At 63.4% G+C, this 18,181-nt stretch carries 20 protein-coding genes; 8 read left to right on the top strand and 12 right to left on the bottom strand.

What is annotated here, in order from left to right:
• Positions 1 to 18: 18 nt before the first annotated feature.
• Together ACODSO_RS22340 and ACODSO_RS22335 are read right to left on the bottom strand one after the other, a co-directional pair.
• Positions 19 to 294 carry a hypothetical protein gene (locus ACODSO_RS22340; protein WP_489038862.1) on the bottom strand — a complete coding sequence of 92 codons (276 nt, stop codon included), beginning with the start codon at positions 292 to 294 and terminating at the stop codon, positions 19 to 21.
• 93 nt (positions 295 to 387) lie between these two features.
• Positions 388 to 1,890 (bottom strand): MFS transporter, encoded by a 1,503-nt coding sequence (locus ACODSO_RS22335; RefSeq protein ID WP_489038861.1) that lies wholly within the window; start codon positions 1,888 to 1,890, stop codon positions 388 to 390.
• A gap of 101 nt (positions 1,891 to 1,991) precedes the next feature.
• Here ACODSO_RS22335 and ACODSO_RS22330 point away from each other — a divergent pair, with 101 nt between their 5' ends.
• Positions 1,992 to 3,110 carry a winged helix DNA-binding domain-containing protein gene (locus tag ACODSO_RS22330; RefSeq protein WP_489038860.1) on the top strand — a complete coding sequence of 373 codons (1,119 nt, stop codon included), beginning with the start codon at positions 1,992 to 1,994 and terminating at the stop codon, positions 3,108 to 3,110.
• Here the strand turns inward: ACODSO_RS22330 and ACODSO_RS22325 are convergent.
• Together ACODSO_RS22325 and ACODSO_RS22320 are read right to left on the bottom strand one after the other, a co-directional pair.
• The gene (locus tag ACODSO_RS22325; protein WP_489038859.1) at positions 3,088 to 3,951 is read right to left on the bottom strand and encodes a chromosome partitioning protein ParB; all 864 of its coding nucleotides are present in this window, start codon (positions 3,949 to 3,951) and stop codon (positions 3,088 to 3,090) included. The genes ACODSO_RS22330 and ACODSO_RS22325 overlap by 23 nt on opposite strands.
• Positions 3,941 to 4,657 (bottom strand): metallophosphoesterase family protein, encoded by a 717-nt coding sequence (locus tag ACODSO_RS22320; protein ID WP_489038858.1) that lies wholly within the window; start codon positions 4,655 to 4,657, stop codon positions 3,941 to 3,943. Before ACODSO_RS22320 ends, ACODSO_RS22325 begins: the two co-directional genes overlap by 11 nt.
• Before the next feature lie 33 nt (positions 4,658 to 4,690).
• On the opposite strand from ACODSO_RS22320, the gene ACODSO_RS22315 reads away from it, so the two are divergent.
• On the top strand, positions 4,691 to 5,299 hold the full coding sequence (locus tag ACODSO_RS22315) for a suppressor of fused domain protein (RefSeq protein WP_489038856.1): 609 nt from the start codon (positions 4,691 to 4,693) through the stop codon (positions 5,297 to 5,299).
• On the opposite strand, the gene ACODSO_RS22310 is transcribed toward ACODSO_RS22315, so the two are convergent.
• Positions 5,296 to 6,393 (bottom strand): magnesium and cobalt transport protein CorA, encoded by a 1,098-nt coding sequence (locus ACODSO_RS22310; protein WP_068370043.1) that lies wholly within the window; start codon positions 6,391 to 6,393, stop codon positions 5,296 to 5,298. The two genes, ACODSO_RS22315 and ACODSO_RS22310, sit on opposite strands and share 4 nt — an antisense overlap.
• Positions 6,394 to 6,451: 58 nt before the next feature.
• On the opposite strand from ACODSO_RS22310, the gene ACODSO_RS22305 reads away from it, so the two are divergent.
• From ACODSO_RS22305 to ACODSO_RS22290, 4 genes are all read left to right on the top strand, one after another.
• A complete protein-coding gene (locus ACODSO_RS22305) occupies positions 6,452 to 7,315 on the top strand; it encodes a PHP domain-containing protein (RefSeq protein WP_489038896.1) in 864 nt (287 codons plus the stop codon).
• A complete protein-coding gene (locus ACODSO_RS22300) occupies positions 7,312 to 7,926 on the top strand; it encodes a MarC family protein (RefSeq protein WP_489038855.1) in 615 nt (204 codons plus the stop codon). The genes ACODSO_RS22305 and ACODSO_RS22300 overlap by 4 nt, the downstream gene beginning before the upstream one ends.
• Positions 7,927 to 7,942: 16 nt before the next feature.
• Entirely contained in the window at positions 7,943 to 8,191 is a 249-nt protein-coding gene (locus ACODSO_RS22295) for a hypothetical protein (RefSeq protein ID WP_489038854.1), read from the top strand.
• A gap of 207 nt (positions 8,192 to 8,398) precedes the next feature.
• The gene (locus ACODSO_RS22290) at positions 8,399 to 9,595 is read left to right on the top strand and encodes an NAD(P)-dependent malic enzyme (protein WP_489038853.1); all 1,197 of its coding nucleotides are present in this window, start codon (positions 8,399 to 8,401) and stop codon (positions 9,593 to 9,595) included.
• An 81-nt stretch (positions 9,596 to 9,676) separates the two neighbouring features.
• On the opposite strand, the gene ACODSO_RS22285 is transcribed toward ACODSO_RS22290, so the two are convergent.
• Genes ACODSO_RS22285 through ACODSO_RS22270 form a run of 4 tightly spaced genes read right to left on the bottom strand, consistent with a single transcriptional unit; the run spans position 9,677 to position 13,108 of the window.
• Complete coding sequence (locus tag ACODSO_RS22285; RefSeq protein WP_489038895.1) at positions 9,677 to 10,357, bottom strand: ABC transporter permease; 681 nt, start codon at positions 10,355 to 10,357, stop codon at positions 9,677 to 9,679.
• The gene (locus ACODSO_RS22280) at positions 10,354 to 11,016 is read right to left on the bottom strand and encodes an ABC transporter permease (RefSeq protein WP_489038852.1); all 663 of its coding nucleotides are present in this window, start codon (positions 11,014 to 11,016) and stop codon (positions 10,354 to 10,356) included. The genes ACODSO_RS22285 and ACODSO_RS22280 overlap by 4 nt, the downstream gene beginning before the upstream one ends.
• Positions 11,013 to 12,161 (bottom strand): ABC transporter ATP-binding protein, encoded by a 1,149-nt coding sequence (locus tag ACODSO_RS22275; RefSeq protein ID WP_489038851.1) that lies wholly within the window; start codon positions 12,159 to 12,161, stop codon positions 11,013 to 11,015. Before ACODSO_RS22275 ends, ACODSO_RS22280 begins: the two co-directional genes overlap by 4 nt.
• Positions 12,161 to 13,108, bottom strand: a complete 948-nt coding sequence (locus ACODSO_RS22270) for an ABC transporter substrate-binding protein (RefSeq protein ID WP_489038850.1) — start codon at positions 13,106 to 13,108, stop codon at positions 12,161 to 12,163. Before ACODSO_RS22270 ends, ACODSO_RS22275 begins: the two co-directional genes overlap by 1 nt.
• Before the next feature lie 128 nt (positions 13,109 to 13,236).
• Here ACODSO_RS22270 and ACODSO_RS22265 point away from each other — a divergent pair, with 128 nt between their 5' ends.
• Positions 13,237 to 14,151 carry a glycine betaine ABC transporter substrate-binding protein gene (locus tag ACODSO_RS22265; RefSeq protein WP_489038849.1) on the top strand — a complete coding sequence of 305 codons (915 nt, stop codon included), beginning with the start codon at positions 13,237 to 13,239 and terminating at the stop codon, positions 14,149 to 14,151.
• Here ACODSO_RS22265 and ACODSO_RS22260 read toward each other — a convergent pair.
• The 3 genes from ACODSO_RS22260 to ACODSO_RS22250 are packed head-to-tail and all read right to left on the bottom strand — an operon-like array spanning position 14,107 to position 17,440.
• Positions 14,107 to 15,045: an alpha/beta hydrolase gene (locus ACODSO_RS22260; protein WP_489038848.1), complete on the bottom strand. Its 939-nt coding sequence runs from the start codon at positions 15,043 to 15,045 to the stop codon at positions 14,107 to 14,109. The two genes, ACODSO_RS22265 and ACODSO_RS22260, sit on opposite strands and share 45 nt — an antisense overlap.
• A 2-nt stretch (positions 15,046 to 15,047) precedes the next feature.
• A complete protein-coding gene (locus ACODSO_RS22255) occupies positions 15,048 to 15,878 on the bottom strand; it encodes an SDR family NAD(P)-dependent oxidoreductase (protein WP_489038847.1) in 831 nt (276 codons plus the stop codon).
• Entirely contained in the window at positions 15,875 to 17,440 is a 1,566-nt protein-coding gene (locus ACODSO_RS22250; protein WP_489038846.1) for a flavin-containing monooxygenase, read from the bottom strand. Before ACODSO_RS22250 ends, ACODSO_RS22255 begins: the two co-directional genes overlap by 4 nt.
• 69 nt (positions 17,441 to 17,509) lie before the next feature.
• Between ACODSO_RS22250 and ACODSO_RS22245 the strand changes: the two genes are divergently transcribed.
• Positions 17,510 to 18,151 carry a TetR/AcrR family transcriptional regulator gene (locus ACODSO_RS22245; RefSeq protein ID WP_489038845.1) on the top strand — a complete coding sequence of 214 codons (642 nt, stop codon included), beginning with the start codon at positions 17,510 to 17,512 and terminating at the stop codon, positions 18,149 to 18,151.
• The last annotated feature ends 30 nt before the right edge of the window (positions 18,152 to 18,181 follow it).

Below are 18,181 nucleotides of genomic sequence, written 5' to 3'. Positions count from 1 at the left end.
CGCTGAGGGGCGCTGGGACTACCCGGCGGAACCGGTCGAGAGACCCTGGAAGAAGTTCGGCGTGTAGTTCGGGTACGTCGTCGGCGCGGGCCCGGGCTGAGGTGCCGGTGCCGGCTGCGATGGTCCGAAATTCGGCAGCTGGAACTGCGGGTTCTGAAAGTTCGGCTGATTCTGCTGAGGTCCTCTGTTGTCGTGAATCGGGTCCGCAGAGGCGGTTCCGACGACGGCGACGAGCGGAACTGCAACCAGAGCGCACGTGACTGCAGTGCGGGTGACGATCTTGCGTGCGTTCATTGTTTTCTTCCCTTTCGAAGTAACTGGTGTACATCCACGAACCTATGGACGTAATCAGCGCGGCGAAAGGCAAATGCAGACCTTCCCAGAACCTCAGCAGTCGTTTGCCAGCATCTCTCTACCTGCGCTTTCTTGGTGTTTCGCCTGAACCGACGTGGGCCGATCCGTGGAGCCTCCTGTGAGGGTGCTGGCAGGCGGCAAGGGTACCCGAATTGCCAAGGCGGACAACGTCACTATCGCGCAGGCGAGTGCTCCGACCACGAAGGCCGCGGTGTACACGACCTCACGGGGCACGGAGGTCCCGGCGATGGTGTACGTGGCGAGCATCGTCGTCAGAACGGCGCTTGCAATCGAGGTTCCGACGGTCCTCACGATGGAATTGACGCTGTTCGCGACGCCGGTGTCGGCGGCGGATACCTCGGCGATCAGCAGATTGGGAATGGCGGCGAAGGCCAGCGAAACGAAGATGTTGATCACCGCCGAAGCAACGATCACCTGCCAGGTGACGGCGTGGAAGAAGGCGAAGAACACGAAACCGGCGCCGCCGATGACGCCACCCGCGATCAGGACTCGACGTGGGCCGTAGCTCCGGATGAGTCCGCCGCTCAGAGTCGCCACGACGACGCCTGTCACAGCACCGGGCAGCAGGTACACGACACTGGCGGAGAGAACGTCTGCACCGAAGCCGTAGCCCGCGACTTCCCGGGGTGTCTGTACGAAATACGAGCACGCGAGAAAGTTCACGAACATCCCGATCCCGACGAACACGGTTGCGAGATTGGTGGCGAGCAGCGGTCCATGAGTGAGCATCCTCGGTGCGACGAGAGGAGCTTCGATCCGGTTCTCGAAGATCCACCAGATCGCGAGGACCACAGCCCCGACGAGGGCGCACCCGAGCGTCGCCGCTGATCCCCAACCCCAGGATCGGCCCTGCGTCAGCGCGAGGAACAGCAATACCAGTGCCACTGCGAGCAGTACGGCGCCCCACCAGTCCACCGACCCGACGACGTGTCGCGGGCGCCGGGGAACGCCGAACCACGCAAGTGCCATCGCCAGCAGGACGAAGGCCACCGTCAGCCAGAACACTCGGTGGTAGTCGGCGCCGTCGGCGGTCAGCAATCCGGTCAGGACGAGCCCGAAACCGCCGCCGACGCCCAGCGTGCCGGACAGGATCGCCATCGCGCCGACGAGCTTCCTCGGCGGCAATTCGTCGCGAAGGATTGCCAGCGCGATAGGGAACAACGCATAGGAGACACCCTGCAACACCCGGCCCGCGAGCAAGAGCGGCAGCGAGTGGGTGAGCGCAGCGAGGAGGGATCCGACGAGGACGACGACGAGTACCGCAATCAGCACCGGTCGCTTACCGTGCAGGTCCGCAAGCCGCCCGATGACGGGCGTCGCGACGACAGCGGCGAGAAGGTTTGCAGTGAGTACCCAGCCGGCGGCGGTCGTGCTGACCTCGAGTTGGGCCCCGATCGTCCCGACGATAGGGATGACCATCGTCTGCAGCACGGCAAGGGTCATGACCACGAAACAGAGGCCGGGTAGGAGCAAACGTCCGGGCCGGGGCTCTTCGGCGCGAGCGGGGGTCGACATTCGGTAAAACCTCGTTACATTTCAAAGCGAAGAAATCAAAAAATTTGATGTATGCATCTAAGTACTTATCAGGTTTCCGGCGATCGGGGAAGGTCGGAGTGGTGAATGGACGCTCACCTGCACTGACGAACCGCGCTGTGGGCGTCGCCACCCTCGCTCGGCAACACTTGCTCGAACGGGCGGAGATGCCCGCCGAGTCGATGATCCGTCATCTGCTCGGGATGCAGGCTCAGGCACCGTTCCCGCCGTACTTCGGGCTGTGGTCGCGGATCGCCGCGTTTCGAGCCGAGGAACTTGCCGAGTCGATCGAAAATGCGCGCGTTGTGCGGATCGTGCTCATGCGCGGAACCGTGCATCTGGTGACAGCAACGGACGCTGCATTCCTGCGCCCGCTGGTGCAACCGGTCATGGACACGGATCTTCGAACCAACACCCAGCACCGGCAAGCGCTGGCAGGCGTCGACCCTGCAGCTGTTGCCACCATCGGACGGGGATTGTTCGCCGACGGTCCGCTGTGGCACTCCGAACTCGGCGAGCGCCTCGCACGTGAATTTCCCGGCACCTCACCGTCGTCGCTCGTTCATGCCGCCAGGAATCTGATTCCGCTGGTGCAGGTTCCACCGAGAGCGGTGTGGGGACAGTCGGGACACGTTCGCCTGCTGCCGCTGGAGACGTGGACCGGAGTCGGCGTCGAGACGAATCCCTCGCTGGAGAGGATGCTGCTGCGCTATCTCGCGGCGTTCGGCCCCGCTTCGGTCGCCGACGCCCAAAGCTGGTCCGGATTGACGAGATTGGGTGAGGTGATGGAGCGGATACGACCGCAGTTGGTCACTTTCACCTCGGAGTCGGGCGCTGAACTGTTCGACCTGCCCGACGCGCCGAGGCCAGAACCGGACATGCGGATGCCGGTCCGGATCGTGGCAGCGTTCGACAATCTGCTCCTGTCGCACGCCGATCGATCGAGAGTGATCTCCGTCGATTCCCGCGCGAAGTTGTTCACCCGCAACGGGGTGTTTCCACCAGTGGTGCTCGTCGACGGTCGAGTGGCGGGCGAAGTGAAGCTGACGCGGGAGAGGGCTCGGTCACTGATCTCGGTCGTCCCGTACCGGCGGTTGTCGAAAGCGCATCAGGCGTCCGTCGCGGCGGAGGCCCGTCGGATGTCGAAGTTCGCTGCTCCTGACGCTGCCGAGCACGAGGTCACGTTCGTCGAGGTCGTGTAGCGCGGGCCCTTTCCCTCAGTTCCGAGACGATCTCGTCGTTCCAGACATGTTCGCGGACAAGGCGATAGCGCTCGCGGATCATCCACAGGTACGCCTCGGCGTCGGTCTGGCCTTCGAGGATGTCGGCGGCGCGCACCATCCTGACGACGGGCAGGAATTCCTCGCCGAACCAGCGCCGGGCAACCGTTGCGCGATCGACGAACTCGCACAACTCCTGCATCAACCGAAATCCCCATGCTTCGACGCATTCGCTGAGCTCGGCGTACTCGAACGGATCCGTCACCGTGACCGCTTCCCGAGCCTTGCCGACGAGGGGGACTCGGGACAGGAATATCCGCCGATGATCCTTGATCAGCAGATCGCCCCTGCGGGTGATTCCTTCGGGGGAGATTCGGGTGATGATCTCGGTGACGAGTGCGTCGATCGTCGCGCGATGCATCGCGAAAGCAATCGACACTCGGTGGTGGCCGTCGAGCACGAAATGCATCGACCCGATGCGATAGACCTGGATCGGCGGCATCGCCTCGCCTCGCCTCTGTGCAGCTGCCAATCGCTGCCACCGTTCGCGGATACGAGCCGATGTGGGCCGGAAGTACCTGTCGAAATCCCTTGTGCGGTCCACGCTTCCGACGATCGATTCGACCCGGATCACCTGAATTCCCAACTGCCGCTCGCCGACTTTGCCGAGGGCTGCCACGACCTCGTCGAAGGGCAGGATCGTGTTGACGTCGTCCGGTTGGCGACGGAGCCAGCCCACGAGACGTGCGATGTCTGCGCGCCGGCGCTGACGGGTGAAGTCGTTCTCCGCATCGGCTACGGGAAAGCCGGTGTCACGTGCCATGGCGTCGCCTCAGGATGGTGGGAGCAGTGACGTCCCGGTCGCCTCCGCCGGGTTCGATCTGGAGAAGTGTGTAGCCGACGGTGTTGATGATGGCCGAACCGTACAACTCGAAGTCCTCCGGCGTCCGGCCGTGCGGATGGATGTGACCGTGCAGGAGAACCTGAGGGCTCAATGATCGGACCACGTCGTCGAGGCACTCGAACCCGATATGGGCCGGATCGGTGTCGTCACCGACGCCGAACGGAGGGCTGTGCGTCAACAGCACGTCGACGCCTCGTCGGTCGCCACGAACCTTCTCGGCCCAGTTCTTGGTTCGAGTCAGCGTGCGGGCGCGTCGGCGTTGTTGCCGTTGCGTCCACTGATTCGGTCCATCGTTGTACCGGATCGATCCGCCGAGACCCGCGATCCTGAGTCCGGCCGCGGTCACGATCTTGCGGTCGGCGTTGACGGCACCGACCGGGCCGGGCCATGTGCTCGGTAGACCGGCTCGCATCCATCCTGCACGGCCGGCGGAATAGCCCGTCAGGTCCGCGTCGTGATTGCCAGGAACGAACACGCACGGTGCGTTCAGGGCATCCGTCAGATACTCGATGTAATCGAACGGAAGATCCCCCGCGCCGAGGATCAGGTCCACGTCCAAGGACCGGACCTGGGAACTCCACAGGCTTTCGATCGTTTCGTCGGCAACAGCAAGGACAGAGACCACTCGGACGACGCTACCGGGCGGCGGTGGTGTTGGATGGACTTCGTGAGCGACAGTGTCATCGGCAGTGTAATTGCTCGGGTCCGGGCGCATCTGATCGCCGAGATCGGGGACGAGAACCCTTCGTCGGCGTCGGTGACTTTCCTCGGGCTCGAGCCGCTCGACGTGCTTCGATTCGCGGCGGGCGAGGAAGATCTGGTCCGATACGTCACACTCGGCTGTTCTCGTCATCCGATGGCGGATCCCAACGAGATGGTGGCCGATCAGTCCCGGGGACCGCGCGCGGAGCTGATTCTGACACTGCGCGGTGGCGCCGGAGTCGCGTCGGGTGTGCACACGAAATTGGCCGTATTGGCTGCATCACCTGCGGTCGAAGGTGTCGTTCTGGTGACTGATGCGTTGCTCGATCTGGGTGAGCCGCTGTGGGTGGGGTCGCCGTTCACGGCTGTGCTGCTCGGCGACAGTGACATTCCTGATCTACAGCTGCCCGAGCCGGCCGACCCGGTCAAGTTCTTGCAGGTCGTGCCGATCACGGGCACCGAAGCGGCCTGGGTACGGTTACGCGGTGCCGACGCGCTCCGCGACGCATGGAACGAAGCCGGCATCGATGTCAGGGACCCGAGCAGGTCCGCGGTCAACCTCTAGAGCCAGTTGTTGCGCCGGAACGTGGCGAACAAGCCGATGCACACCGAAGCCACGATCCCGACCACGATGTAATAGCCGTACTGCCAGTGCAGCTCGGGGATGTTGTCGAAGTTCATTCCGTAGATACCCGCGACCATCGTCGGCACTGCCGCGATCGCAACCCACGCCGAGATCTTCCTCATGTCCATGTTCTGCTGCATCGTCACGCGCGCCAGAGCTGCGTCGACGAGCGAGCTGAGTACTTCGTCGAACTCCGCAACCCGTTCGGCGACCGTCGTGTGATGGTCCTGCACGTCCCGTAGGTAGCGCCGCACGGCCTTGGGGATCGGGGTGTCGGCGCCCTGCACCAACTGGTTCAGCGGCGTCGACAGCGGGGTGACCGACCGTCGAAGCTCGACGACTTCGCGCTTGAGCAGGTAGATGTTCTCGATCGGCACGTGGTGGTTGGGGGAGAACACCTCCTCCTCCATGACGTCGACGTCTCGTTCGATCGAACCCGTCACCGCCAGGTATTCGTCGACGACGTGGTCGGCGACGGCATGCAGAACCGCCGATGGACCAAGGGCGAGGCGTTCGGTGTTCGCCTCCAAACGGTGGCGCACGCCCGCCAGGCCGGAGTGTTCGCCGTGTCGGACGGTGATGACGAAGTCGCGGGCGAGGAACACCATGATCTCGCCGCTCTCGACGATTTCGTTGGCCGTTGTCACCGATTCGTGCTCGACGTAACTGACGGTCCTCAGGACGAGGAATGCGACATCGTCGTACCGTTCGAGTTTCGGGCGCTGATGAGCGTGCACCGCGTCCTCGACCATCAGCTCGTGCAGGCCGTAGCACTCGGCGACCCCGTTCATCTGACCTTCGTCCGGGGCATGCAGTCCGAGCCAGACGAATCCTTCGCCGCGCTTACGTACCTCGCTGATCGCGGCCGAATGCGTGTACTTGCCCGGCAGTCTCACCCCGTCGACGTAGACGGCACAGTCGACGATGGCGCGAGCGGTGGGGACGGGGACCTTCGGACCGACGGCGTGTCCGCGGTTCGACGGTCGCAGAGAGTGCAGTGACGGAAGCGACGGCCTCGGTGGCAGAGACGGCATGGCGCGAATCGTACGCCTGCGATACGAACGCATCGGTGAGCCTGAGACACTGGCTCTCGTGCTCATCGACCTCCACACCCACTCCTCGGTCTCCGACGGCACGGACAGCCCGGCAGAGTTGGTGCGTGCCGCTCACCGAGCAGGCTTGGACGTCGTGGCGATCACCGATCACGACACCACAGCCGGATGGGACGACGCGGTTCGAGCAGCTCCCGCAGGGCTCACCGTCGTGCGAGGGATGGAGATGTCGTGCGTAGGCCGCGGCGTGGACGGTGACCCGGTGCCGGTACATCTGCTCGCGTATCTCTTCGACCCGACGGACGAGGTGTTCGCGGTCGAACTCGAGCGGCTGCGCGACGAGCGGACAGAAAGGATTCGATCGATGGCGGAGTTGCTCGCGGTCGACCATCCGGAAATCGTTCCCGACGAGATCCTGGCCGCGACGGGGGAGTCCGCGGGACGCCCGCACCTCGCTCGTGCGCTGGTCGAGATCGGTGCCGTCGGCAGCGTGCAGGAGGCGTTCGATGGTTACCTGGCGACGGAAAGCCCGTACTACGTGGCGAAGGTGGACACCCCGCTCGACCGTGCGATCGAGATGATCCGCACTGCCGGTGGAGTGAGCGTCGTCGCCCATGCTCGCGCTCGCACCCGAGGCAGGCTGCTGGACCCGCAGCACATCCGCGAACTCGTCGGACACGGTCTGAACGGCGTCGAAGTCGACCATGCCGACCACAACCCTGCGGACACTCGATTCATGCGCGAGCTCGCCGACGAACTCGATCTGATCGCCACCGGATCCTCGGACTACCACGGCGGGAACAAGAACTTGCGGCTCGGTGAGCACACCACCGCCGTCGAGCAGTACGAGCGGATCTTGGCCGCGGCGACGGGTGTACCGGCTGCTGTTTCGAGCCTGTCGTGAGCTTCGACACGACGCTGTACCTGACCGTCCTGATCACGCTGTTCGTGATCATGGATCCGCCGGGCGCGATTCCGGTGTTCCTCTCGCTCGTCGGACGCAAGAGCAAGGAAGAGCGGAACCGGGCCGCCTGGCAGGCGCCAGCGGTATCCCTGACGGTCATCTCGGTGTTCGCGATCGGCGGTCAGGCGATCCTGAACTACCTGCACATCGGCATCCCCGCCCTGCAGGGTGCGGGCGGACTGCTGCTGCTCATCATCGCGCTGTCGTTGCTGACGGGACGCGGAGCCGGTGGTGGGTCCGAGGCGGAAGACGTCAACGTCGCTCTCGTTCCACTCGGCACGCCGCTGATGGCAGGCCCCGGCGCTATCGCTGCCGTCATCGTCTACGTGAGCCAGGCCGACGGCAACGTGGGTTCTCTCGTCTCTGTCGCACTCGCGATCGTGACGATCCACCTGGTGTTCTTTCTCGTTCTCAGGTTCTCGACAGTGTTGATACGCATCCTGGGTGAAGGCGGTATCACGCTGCTTGCCCGGATCGCAGGTCTACTGCTGGCCGCGATTGCGGTCCAGCTCATTGCGGACTCCGTCCGCGGATTCATCACAGGAGGCTGACGGTTTGCTACGGGGTTTGAGTGGGGCCGTCACCGCAGGTCTCGTCGTACTCGCTGTCGTCGTTGCAGGGGCGCAGTATCTCGGAAGCCAGCGCGGCTTCCCCGGACCCGGGACGGTGTCCGTTGCCGCGCACCTCGGTGCTGCGATCGTGGCGATCGTGATCCAGCATTTCGCCGACCACCGGCGTCGAGCAGTGTCGGTGCTGGCCTCGTTGTCGGTCGTCGTCGTCGCCGGCGTTCTGTTGTGGACGCAATGGTGGGGTTGAGGTTTGCGCGTTTCGCTGTTCCGGTGGCACACTTAGCAACCAGTGCAGCCTCGGACGCCACAGCGCCAGGCTCGAATGTGACGGCTCACCCGCCTCACGTGATCATGTGGTTTCACGGCAGACGCAGCCACTAAGGGCGCGCTCCGGAGACATCTTCTTCGAATTACCTGCCGGTGCTTCATCGGAATGTTTCCTGGGGGCTATAACGTGACAATCGTGACCGAACCGACAAATAACACCGCCGATCTGGCCGCCATCACCGACGAGGAGATCTTCCTCGGACACGTCGGTGGCAAGCTGTCCGTCGAGCTGACAGCACCACTCGAAACTCAGCGTGATCTGTCGATTGCCTACACGCCGGGTGTTGCACAGGTGAGCCGAGCTATCGCGCAGGACGCTTCGCTCGTCAAGCAGTACACGTGGACCGACCGGCTCGTCGCAGTCATCACGGACGGCTCGGCGGTGCTCGGACTCGGGGATATCGGCCCGCGCGCATCCCTTCCTGTCATGGAAGGAAAAGCTGCACTCTTCAAGAATTTCGCGGGTCTCAACTCGATTCCCATCGTGCTGGACACACATGATGTCGACGAGATCGTGGACACGATCGTGCGACTGCGGTACAGCTTCGGAGCCGTCAACCTCGAGGACATCTCGGCTCCGCGTTGCTTCGAGATCGAACGACGCGTCATCGAGGCACTCGACTGCCCGGTCATGCACGACGACCAGCACGGGACGGCCATCGTCGTACTCGCCGCACTCAACGGCGCCGCGAAATTCCAAGGCCGGAGCACCTCGGGTCTGAAGGTCGTCATCTCCGGTGCCGGAGCTGCAGGCGTCGCGTGCGCGAACATTCTTCTCGCCGCCGGAATTCCGGACGTGGTCGTGCTCGATTCCAAGGGGATCGTCTCCGCCGATCGTGGTGATCTCAACTCCGTCAAAATCGAACTTGCTGCGCGTACCAACCCTCGCGGACTGTCCGGCGGTGCCGTAGACGCGCTTGCAGGGGCCGACGTGTTCCTCGGCGTGTCAGCGGGCAAGATCGACGAAAGCTACATCGCGTCGATGGCCCCCGAGTCCATCGTGTTCGCGCTCTCGAATCCCGATCCCGAGATCCATCCGGAAGCGGCCGCCAAGTACGCATCGATCGTGGCGACCGGGCGAAGCGACTTCCCCAATCAGATCAACAATGTTCTCGCCTTCCCCGGCGTGTTCAAAGGCGCACTCGACGCCGGCGCACGTCGCATCACCGAAGGCATGAAACTCGCCGCTGCCGAGGCGATCCTCTCGGTTCTCGGCGATGAGCTGGCTGCGGACAAAATTGTGCCGAGCCCGCTCGATCCTCGTGTCGCCCCAGCCGTTGCGGACGCAGTTGCGGCAGCAGCGCGAGCCGAGGGCGTCGCGTAGGACACAGGGAAAGAACCGCCCCGAACCTGAGCCTCAACGGGCTGTGGTTCGGGGCGTTTCGGGTTTCCAGTCCGGGAGCGACTACACCTTGATCTTTGCCCTGAGCCGACCAGTGCCGGGGACCGAGGCCCAGACCGCAAGGGCGAGTAGGCCGTCGATGATCAGGGTCAGCAGCGCAACGAGGATCGCTCCGACCAGCACACGTCCGTAGTCGTACAGCGCGAGACCGTCGAAGATGTAGCGACCGAGGCCACCGAGGTTGACGTACGCCGCGACGGTAGCAGTGGCGATGATCTGCAGAGTGGTGTTTCGCAATCCGCCGATTATCAGTGGCAACGCATTCGGAATCTCGACGCGAAAGAGCACTTGCAATTCGGTCATTCCCATCGCCCTGGCGGCATCGACCACGTTGTCGTCGACGTGTGCGATGCCGGAGTAAGTCCCGGCGAGCAGAGGCGGAATGCCGAGGAGCACCAATGCGATGATCGGGGGCACGAGACCGAGACCGATGACGAGCACCAGAAACACCAGGATGCCGAGAGTCGGTAGCGATCGAAGTGCATTGACGAGCCCGACGATGACCGCTTCACCTTTGCGCAGGTGACCGATGAGCAACCCGATCGGAATCGCGATGATGGCCGACAGCACGATGGCGAGCAGGCTGTACCAGACGTGTTCGATGATTCGGGCGCCGATTCCCGTGGGCCCGGCCCAGTTTGCGCCGTCGACGATGTAGGAGAACGCCTCCGAGAACAGATTCATGCCCGCGCCTTCTTCGTCGAGACCGTCCCCAGGCGAGTCCACGGTGTCAGCTTTCGGCCGAGCAGATACAGGCCCGCGTCGAACACCAGGGCCAGAAAGACGATGGAGATGATGCCCGCGACGATCTGATCGGGGTAGTCACGCTGATATCCCTGCGTGAACAACTGGCCGAGACCGCCGATGCCGATCACCGAACCCACCGACACGAGAGAGATGTTGGTGACCGCGACTACTCTGATGTTCGCGATCAGAACCGGAAGCGACAGTGGCAGTTCGACGGCCACGGCTCGACGCAACGACGAATACCCCATGGCCTCGGCGGAATCGACGACCGCGAACGGTACCGAGTCCAACGCCTCGGGGACAGCCCTGATGAGCAGCGCAGTCGAGTACACCGCCAGCGCGATGACGACGTTGAGCGGATCGAGCACCGGTAGGCCGACAACAGCAGGAATGGTGACGAACAGAGCCAGCGACGGGATCGTGAACGCGATGCTGGCCACCGTCATCGTGACTTTTCGGACCCAGTGCGCATTTCGGATGACGGTGCCCACCGGAATCGCGATGATCAGTCCGATGAGCAACGGAACGAGCGAAAGGTACAGGTGTGTCTTGGTGTACCCGAGGACGACGTCGAAATTGTCGACGAGCCACGTCACTGTGGGGTGTCCTCGTTGCTGAAGTGATGCCGATTGCGCTCTTCGTCCTCGGATCTACGTTGCACGGCAAGGTGTTCGAGAATCTCTGCGGCGTCGACGCCTCCGACGGCGGCTCCGGTGGAATCGATCGCGACACCGATTCCCGACGGAGACGAGATGGCCGAGTCGAGTGCTTGGCGTAGGTCGCCACCTTCAGTGAAGAGCGAACCACCCGCTGCGGTGCTGTCGTCGAGGGGGCGACCGTCTCGGACCTTCTCGACCCCGGTGGCGTCGATCCAGCCGAGTGGACGACGCTCGGAATCGACCACGAGGACCCATTGTCTCTGTTCCAGGCGAAGACTGCGGACGTCGCTTTCCGTTGCCGTGTCGATCGGATGCATCGTGACCGAGTGGGCCGAGCGGAACGACAGCCCTCGATAGCCTCGGTCACGGCCGACGAACGAAGCCACGAAAGATGTTGCGGGAGCAGAGAGTATCGTTGCAGGCTTGTCGTACTGCTGTAGGCGTCCCTGAGGTCCGAAGACGGCGATGTTGTCTCCGAGACGGACGGCTTCGTCGATGTCGTGGGTGACGAATACGATGGTCTTCTTCAAATCTGCTTGCAGACGAAGCATCTCGGTCTGCAGGTCCTCACGAACCACCGGATCGACTGCGCTGAACGGCTCGTCCATCAACAAGATCGGCGGATCGGCAGCGAGAGCGCGCGCAACCCCGACCCGCTGCTGTTGGCCGCCCGACAGCTGCGCCGGATACCGCGATGCGAATGCCGGATCGAGTCCGACTCTTTCGAGTACGCCGAGCGCGGCTTTGCGTGCGGCGCGCCTGGATTCGCCACGCAGCACCGGCACCGTCGCGACGTTGTCCACGACGGTGCGGTGAGGCAACAGCCCCGCACTTTGAATGACGTAGCCGATTCCGCGCCGCAGCTTCACGGCGTCGGTCTCGGCGATGTTGCGGCCGTCGACGGTGATCACTCCCGAGGTGGGGGTGATCATCCGATTGATCATGCGCATCGAGGTGGTCTTGCCGCATCCGGAGGGCCCGACGAACACGGTGAACGATTCGGGCTCGATCACCAGGTCCAGACTGTCGACCGCGGTGGTGCCGTCCGGATAGGTCTTGCCGACTCCGTCGAATGTGATCATCAGCTGACCGGTTGGTCCAATCCCTTGTCCGCCACCCAGGCCTTGGCGGCTGCGGCTGGTTCGACCTTCGCGTCACCGGACACGGAAGTGTTGAGAGCGATCAATTCCTCGGTGGTGATCTGAGCGGAGACCGCATCGAGAACCTGTGTGAGCTTGTCCGACTGCTTGGACGTGTTGAGCACCGGGATGATGTTCTGGGCGGCGAAGTTGTTCTCCGGATCTTCGAGCACCACGAGGTCGTTCGCTGCAATCGATGGTGCAGTGGTGAAGATGTCGGCGGCGACAACCTGTCCGGACACCAGCGCCTCGACAGTGGCAGGCCCGCCACCGTCGGAGATCGGAACGTAGTTTCCGGGGGCGATGTCCAAGCCGTACTTGGCCTTCAATCCGGGGAGTCCGCCGACGCGCTCCTGGAACTCCGGCGTGCCCGCGAAGGTGACGTCCGCGGAGAAGGGAGCGAGGTCGCCGATAGTGGTCAGGTTGCGGTCGGTTGCCGTAGCCCTGGTCACGACGACGGCATCCTTGTCCTCGCCGGGGGCTTGCGCCGTGACAGTCAGATCCGAGCCGAGTGCGTCGGGCAGTGCCGCGAGGACGTCCTCGGAGGAGGTCGCGGTCGCGGACTCGTCCAAGTACTGCAGGAGGTTGCCGGTGTAGTCGGGGATCAGGTCGATCGATCCGTCGCGCACTGCCGGGATGTAGGCTTCACGGCTGCCGATGTTGAGCTTGGTGCTCACCTCGAAGCCGTTGGCGCGCAGGGCTTCGGCGTAGATGTTCGCCACGGTCTCGGATTCGGGGAAGTTGGCCGAACCGATCACGATCGAATTGGGATCGCTGTCGGTCTCGCCGCCGCCGGAAGACAGAGGATCACTGTTGCCGCCGCACGCGGTCAGGACTACTGCAGTGACGGAAAGTGCAGCGACGGCTCGCACAGTTCTGGTGATGTTCAAGTGAATCCCTTCCGGCGGGGCTCGCTGGGGTGTGGTCGAACCGGGTCTACGAGCATAGTCATAGGGTTGGTGCGATGACTATCTCGTTCGCTTCTGTTCCCGGCGATCGCAATCGGTAAACCTGCTGCGTGAGCAGGTGGAATGGAGTTTCTGTGATCGGGTCGGCGCCGAGAGTGCTCACAGCGGCGATCGTTGCTCTGACGTTGGCCGGGTGTGCCGCGGACACCCAGGAGCGCGCGACGGTCGTCGTCGGGGCGGGCGAGAACGTCACCGGGGTAGTGCTGGCGCACATCTACGCAGGTGCGGTTCGCTCTGCTGGAGTCACGGTCGCAGTGAAGGAAGATCTGGGCGAACGCAGCGATTACCTTGCCGCACTCGACGGCGGAGAGGTATCGCTCGTGCCGGACTTCACCGGGGAGCTTCTGCACACGTTCGACTCTCTGTCCGGTGCTACCGAAGCCGAGGACGTCTTCGTCGACCTGAACAGGTCGCTGCCCGAGGGACTGTCGGTGGGGGACTACGCACTCGCCGAAGACCGGATCGCCATCGCCGTGTCGCCCAGCGGACCGTTCGCGGAGGCGTCGTCACTGTCGGACTTCGCGCCGAGTTGTAGCGATGCTGTCGTCGGAATCGTCGAGAACTCGAACGACGCGTCGGCCGGCACCGAGCCGTTGGATATCGGAATGCGGCTGGGACCCGTGTACGGATGTTCGTTCACGGAGTTCATGGTCTACCCGGACTCGGAATCGGCGGTCAGCGGTCTGGACTCCGGTGAAATCGATGCGTTGGCGCTGAGGACGGCGTCGTTCGGGCCACTCGCAGCCGGCCTGTCGACCCTGGACGACGACGAGTCGGCATTTGCCGCGCAGAATGTCGTCCCGCTCATGCGCGACGGTGCGCTCGACGATGCTGCGTTCGCGACGCTCAGTGTCGTTGCAGGTGAGCTGACCACTGCGGACCTCGCCGAGATGATCGGCGAGGTCCGCAGTGGTGAGAACTCAGGCGATGTCGCTGCTCGATGGCTCGGCGAGCACAACCTCTGACGTCCGGACCCGCGCCCCGAGGAATGCCCCCATGTGGTGCACGGCCTGGGCGGCTTCACGCAGGATCGAAGCCTGCAGATGCGCTACGTGCCAGAGCTTTTCGTATTCGACGTACTCGACCTCGACGCTCGACAGCAGCAGCTTGTCGTGAAAAGCCACGATCTGCGGGTAGAGAACCTCGGACGTCCCGACATGCATGACGATCGGCGGCAAGCCGGTGAGATCGCCCTGCAGCGGGGCGTACCCCTGGTCCAGCGGATCGCCGTCGCCGAGGTACGCAACGGCCGCCGCGAACGACCAGGCAGTGTTGACGACGAGATCCCGATCGAACATCGCGTCCCGAGCGGCCGGATCCACCCATGGTGAGATCAAGCCGAGTGCAGCAGGATTCACGCCGTCGTCGACGAGATGGCGTGCGGTTGCGACCGTGAGCCCTCCGCCCGCCGAATCACCGGCGATTGCAACACGATCCGCGGTGTAGCCGTGCAACTTCAGCAGTTCGCGGTAGGCAGCGACGGCGTCGTTCAAACCGGCCGGGTACGGGTTCTCGGGGGCCAGTCGATAGTCGAGAACATATACAGCGCTTGCAGATTCGCGGGCGAGATGCGCTGCCAGCGAGCGATGGGTAGCCATCGATCCGATGGTGTACGCACCGCCGTGCAGATACAGCACCGCGGTGTCTCGTTCGGTAGCACCGACGGTGACCCGTTCCGCTCTACGTCCGGCCAACGTCAACGACTGAACCACCGCGCCGTCCGGCATTGTCTGGATCGGAGCGCCGAGGTCGAGGATCTTGCGCTGAACCCCGATGGGGAGCCGAGCATCGAGCGCGAACCGGTAGAAAGGCTTCAGAGCCGTTCTGACCAGTGGAAGTGGCAGGTAGAAGGATTTCATCGCTACTTCTTTCGCGGCATGACGCGGTTCGCGACGACTGCGATCACGCGCTGGTACTTCGATCCGGTGATGCGCTGAAACAGGTCGAGTGCGATTGCGTCGGAGCCGATGAGCACGCGGCCCTTGCCCTTCTCGACGCCCTTGAGGATTGTCTTGGCAGCCTGATCAGGGGTCGTCTTGGCGAGCTTCGCGTCGAAGAATTTGGCAACCGACTGCTGGTCGTAGTTCTCGGCGACGGTGGCGTTGCGTGCAATGGCGGTCTTGATGCCGCCGGGGTGCACGACGGTCATCTTGACCGGGGCCTTCGAGATCAGCAGCTCCATCCGAAGTGCCTCGCTGAAGCCGCGGACGGCGAACTTGGCAGCGTTGTAGGCAGCCTGCGACGGCATCGCCAGCAGTCCGAAGAGACTGGAGATGTTGACGATGTGTCCGTCGCCGGATTCCTGCAGGTGCGGAAGGAAAGCCTTGGTGCCGTTGACGACTCCCCAGAAGTCGACGTCGACGATCCGCTCGATGTCCTTGAACGAGGACGCCTCGACGTCGCCGTGGTACGCGATGCCCGCATTGTTGTAGATCTGATTGATCTTGCCGAACCGCGCCTTCACCGTGTCCGCGTAGTCGAGGACAGTCTCGCGCTGCGACACGTCGAGGAACTGTGAGGCAACCTCACCGCCGAGTGCTTCGACCTGGCGGACAGTTTCTTCCAGACCGTTCATGTCGACGTCCGACAGCGCCAGCTTGGCACCGCGTTCGGCGAGATTGAGCGCGAGGGCGCGTCCGATACCGGAGCCCGCGCCGGTGACTACGGCAACCTTGCCTGCGAAAGCGTTCATTTGGCGACGACCTTGCTGTCGGAAAGGGCAGCAACTTCGCTGCCTGCGATGGGTAGATCGGATGCTGCGACGCTACGGTACGCCGCGAGGTCGAACTTTCTGGTGATGCTGCGGAATCGGAACGTGAAGTCCGGCCACAGGGTGGTGTTGTTTCCGTGCTTGTCGAGGTACCAGCTGGCGCAGCCGCCGTTCATCCAGACGCTGTCCGCCATGCGATCCTGCAGGTCGGCGTTGTAGTCGTCCTGAACGTCCTTGCGGACCTCGATGACGCCGATGTCGTGCTTCTCGATCGTGTCGAGGGCGTCGATGACGTAGTTGAGCTGCGACTCGATCATGAACACCATCGAGGTGTGCCCGAGTCCGGTGTTCGGCCCGACGAGGAAGAACATGTTCGGGAAGCCCGCGACTGCGGCGCCCTTGTATCCCTGCTGTCCTTCTTCTTCGAAGGTCTGCGCGAGCGTCTTTCCGCCCTTGCCGTAAATGCCCTGGTAAGCGGGCGAATCCGTGACGTGGAAACCGGTGGCGACGATGAGTGCGTCGATCTGTCGTTCGGTGCCATCGGCGGAGACGATGGAGTTCGCCTTGACCTCGGCGATGCCGTCGGTGACGAGGTCGACGTTGGATCGATCGAGTGCGGGGTAGTACGCATTCGAGATCAGCATGCGCTTGCAACCGATGCGGAAGTTCGGCGTGACCTTCTTGCGCAGCGACTTGTCCTTGATGCCCTTGCTGATCTGCTGCTTGGCGATGACCTCGAAGATCCGCATCAGGGCGGGCTTCTTCGCCAGGCCGACGACCTGAGTTTCGCGAGCCGCATAGATTGCGGTGCGGGACAGTCGCTGGAAACCGGGAATGCGCTTGAAGGCGAACTTCTCGATGCCGGTGTATTCGCGATCGAAGCGGGGGAGGATCCACGGTGCGGTGCGCTGGTACACGTCGAGACGCTCCACCTTGTCCGCGATGGCGGGCACGATCTGGATCGCCGACGCACCCGTGCCGATGATCGCGACACGCTTGCCTGCAAGTGAGACATCGTGGTTCCACTGTGCAGAGTGGAAGACGTCGCCTTCGAATCCTTCGATGCCCTTGATAGGGGGGAGGTTCGGCTCGCACAGAGCGCCGACGGCGGTGACGACGACCTTGGCCGTGTACTCGCCGGTGCTCGCGACGATGTTCCAGCGGTGCGTGTTCTCGTCCCAGATCACTGACGTGACGTCGGAGTTGAAGACGTGCTTGCCCAGGACGTTGTACTTGCGTGCAACAGAGGAGATGTACTTCTGGATCTCCGGCTGAGTCGAGAACGACCGAGTCCAGTCCGGGTTGAGCGCGAACGAATACGAGTACAGGTGAGACGGCACGTCGCACGCTGCGCCCGGGTACGTGTTGTCGCGCCACGTTCCGCCGACATCGCTGCCTCGTTCGAGTACGAGGAAGTTGTTCTTGCCTTTCTGGGTCAGCTTGATCGCTGCCCCGAGGCCGGCGAAACCGCTGCCGATGATGATTGTGTCGACCTGGCGCGGGGCCGTCACGCGCTCCGAAGTATCTGTTACGGAAAGACTCATGCAAACGAGAATAGGAGCTTACTGAGTGTGAGTCAATAGTTATTGACTAACATTCAGTAAGCTGGTTGCATGGCGATCGTGAACAACCCAGCTGCCAAGCGAACGCGGATGAGCCCGGAAGAGCGGCGTGCCCAGCTGATCGAACTCGGCACGGAAATGCTGGCGGACCGCCCACTGGAGCAAGTATCCGTCGAAGACATCGCCGATCAGGCCGGAGTCTCGCGTGGGTTGCTGTTCCACTACTTCTCGTCGAAGCAGGACTTTCACCTCGCGATCGTCCGCGAAGCAAGCAAGACGATGCTCGAGCGCACAGCACCGGATATGACCCTCGAACCCTACGAAACTCTGCGGGATTCGATTGCGAACTACGTCGACTACGTCACCGAAAATCGTGAAACGTTCATCTCACTGCTCCGTGGATCGGCGACGGGAGACCCCGACATGCGCCAGGTATTCGAACAGACCCGCACGACCATGGCCGACCGAACCGTCGCGAACCTGTACACGCTGAACGTCGAGGCCAACCCAACCACGGAACTAGCAGTACGAGGCTGGATCGCATTCGTCGAGGAGGCCACCATCTCGTGGCTGCGCAACCCTCAGATCAGCAGGGACGATCTCATCGAACTCAACGTCGGAGCCCTCCCCGCCCTGGCCCTCGCGCCGAGCATGATCGCGGGGCTCCTCGGGACAGGTGCAGCGGCGGACTGAGGTCGGCCGCCCCGGTCCGCTGGTCGCCCG

The sequence above is a fragment of the Rhodococcus sp. FG69 genome, from assembly GCF_057808915.1.
This window is presented reverse-complemented; position numbering and strand designations above follow the sequence as displayed.

Coding starts and splice junctions, on each gene's coding strand:
- ACODSO_RS22315 (WP_489038856.1), top strand. CDS start 4,691: ATGGACTTCGTGAGCGACAGTGTCATCGGCAGTGTAATTGCTCGGGTC.
- ACODSO_RS22245 (WP_489038845.1), top strand. CDS start 17,510: ATGGCGATCGTGAACAACCCAGCTGCCAAGCGAACGCGGATGAGCCCG.
- ACODSO_RS22255 (WP_489038847.1), bottom strand. CDS start 15,878: ATGAACGCTTTCGCAGGCAAGGTTGCCGTAGTCACCGGCGCGGGCTCC.
- ACODSO_RS22310 (WP_068370043.1), bottom strand. CDS start 6,393: ATGCCGTCTCTGCCACCGAGGCCGTCGCTTCCGTCACTGCACTCTCTG.
- ACODSO_RS22285 (WP_489038895.1), bottom strand. CDS start 10,357: ATGAATCTGTTCTCGGAGGCGTTCTCCTACATCGTCGACGGCGCAAAC.
- ACODSO_RS22325 (WP_489038859.1), bottom strand. CDS start 3,951: ATGGCACGTGACACCGGCTTTCCCGTAGCCGATGCGGAGAACGACTTC.
- ACODSO_RS22335 (WP_489038861.1), bottom strand. CDS start 1,890: ATGTCGACCCCCGCTCGCGCCGAAGAGCCCCGGCCCGGACGTTTGCTC.
- ACODSO_RS22260 (WP_489038848.1), bottom strand. CDS start 15,045: ATGAAATCCTTCTACCTGCCACTTCCACTGGTCAGAACGGCTCTGAAG.
- ACODSO_RS22275 (WP_489038851.1), bottom strand. CDS start 12,161: ATGATCACATTCGACGGAGTCGGCAAGACCTATCCGGACGGCACCACC.
- ACODSO_RS22250 (WP_489038846.1), bottom strand. CDS start 17,440: ATGAGTCTTTCCGTAACAGATACTTCGGAGCGCGTGACGGCCCCGCGC.
- ACODSO_RS22340 (WP_489038862.1), bottom strand. CDS start 294: ATGAACGCACGCAAGATCGTCACCCGCACTGCAGTCACGTGCGCTCTG.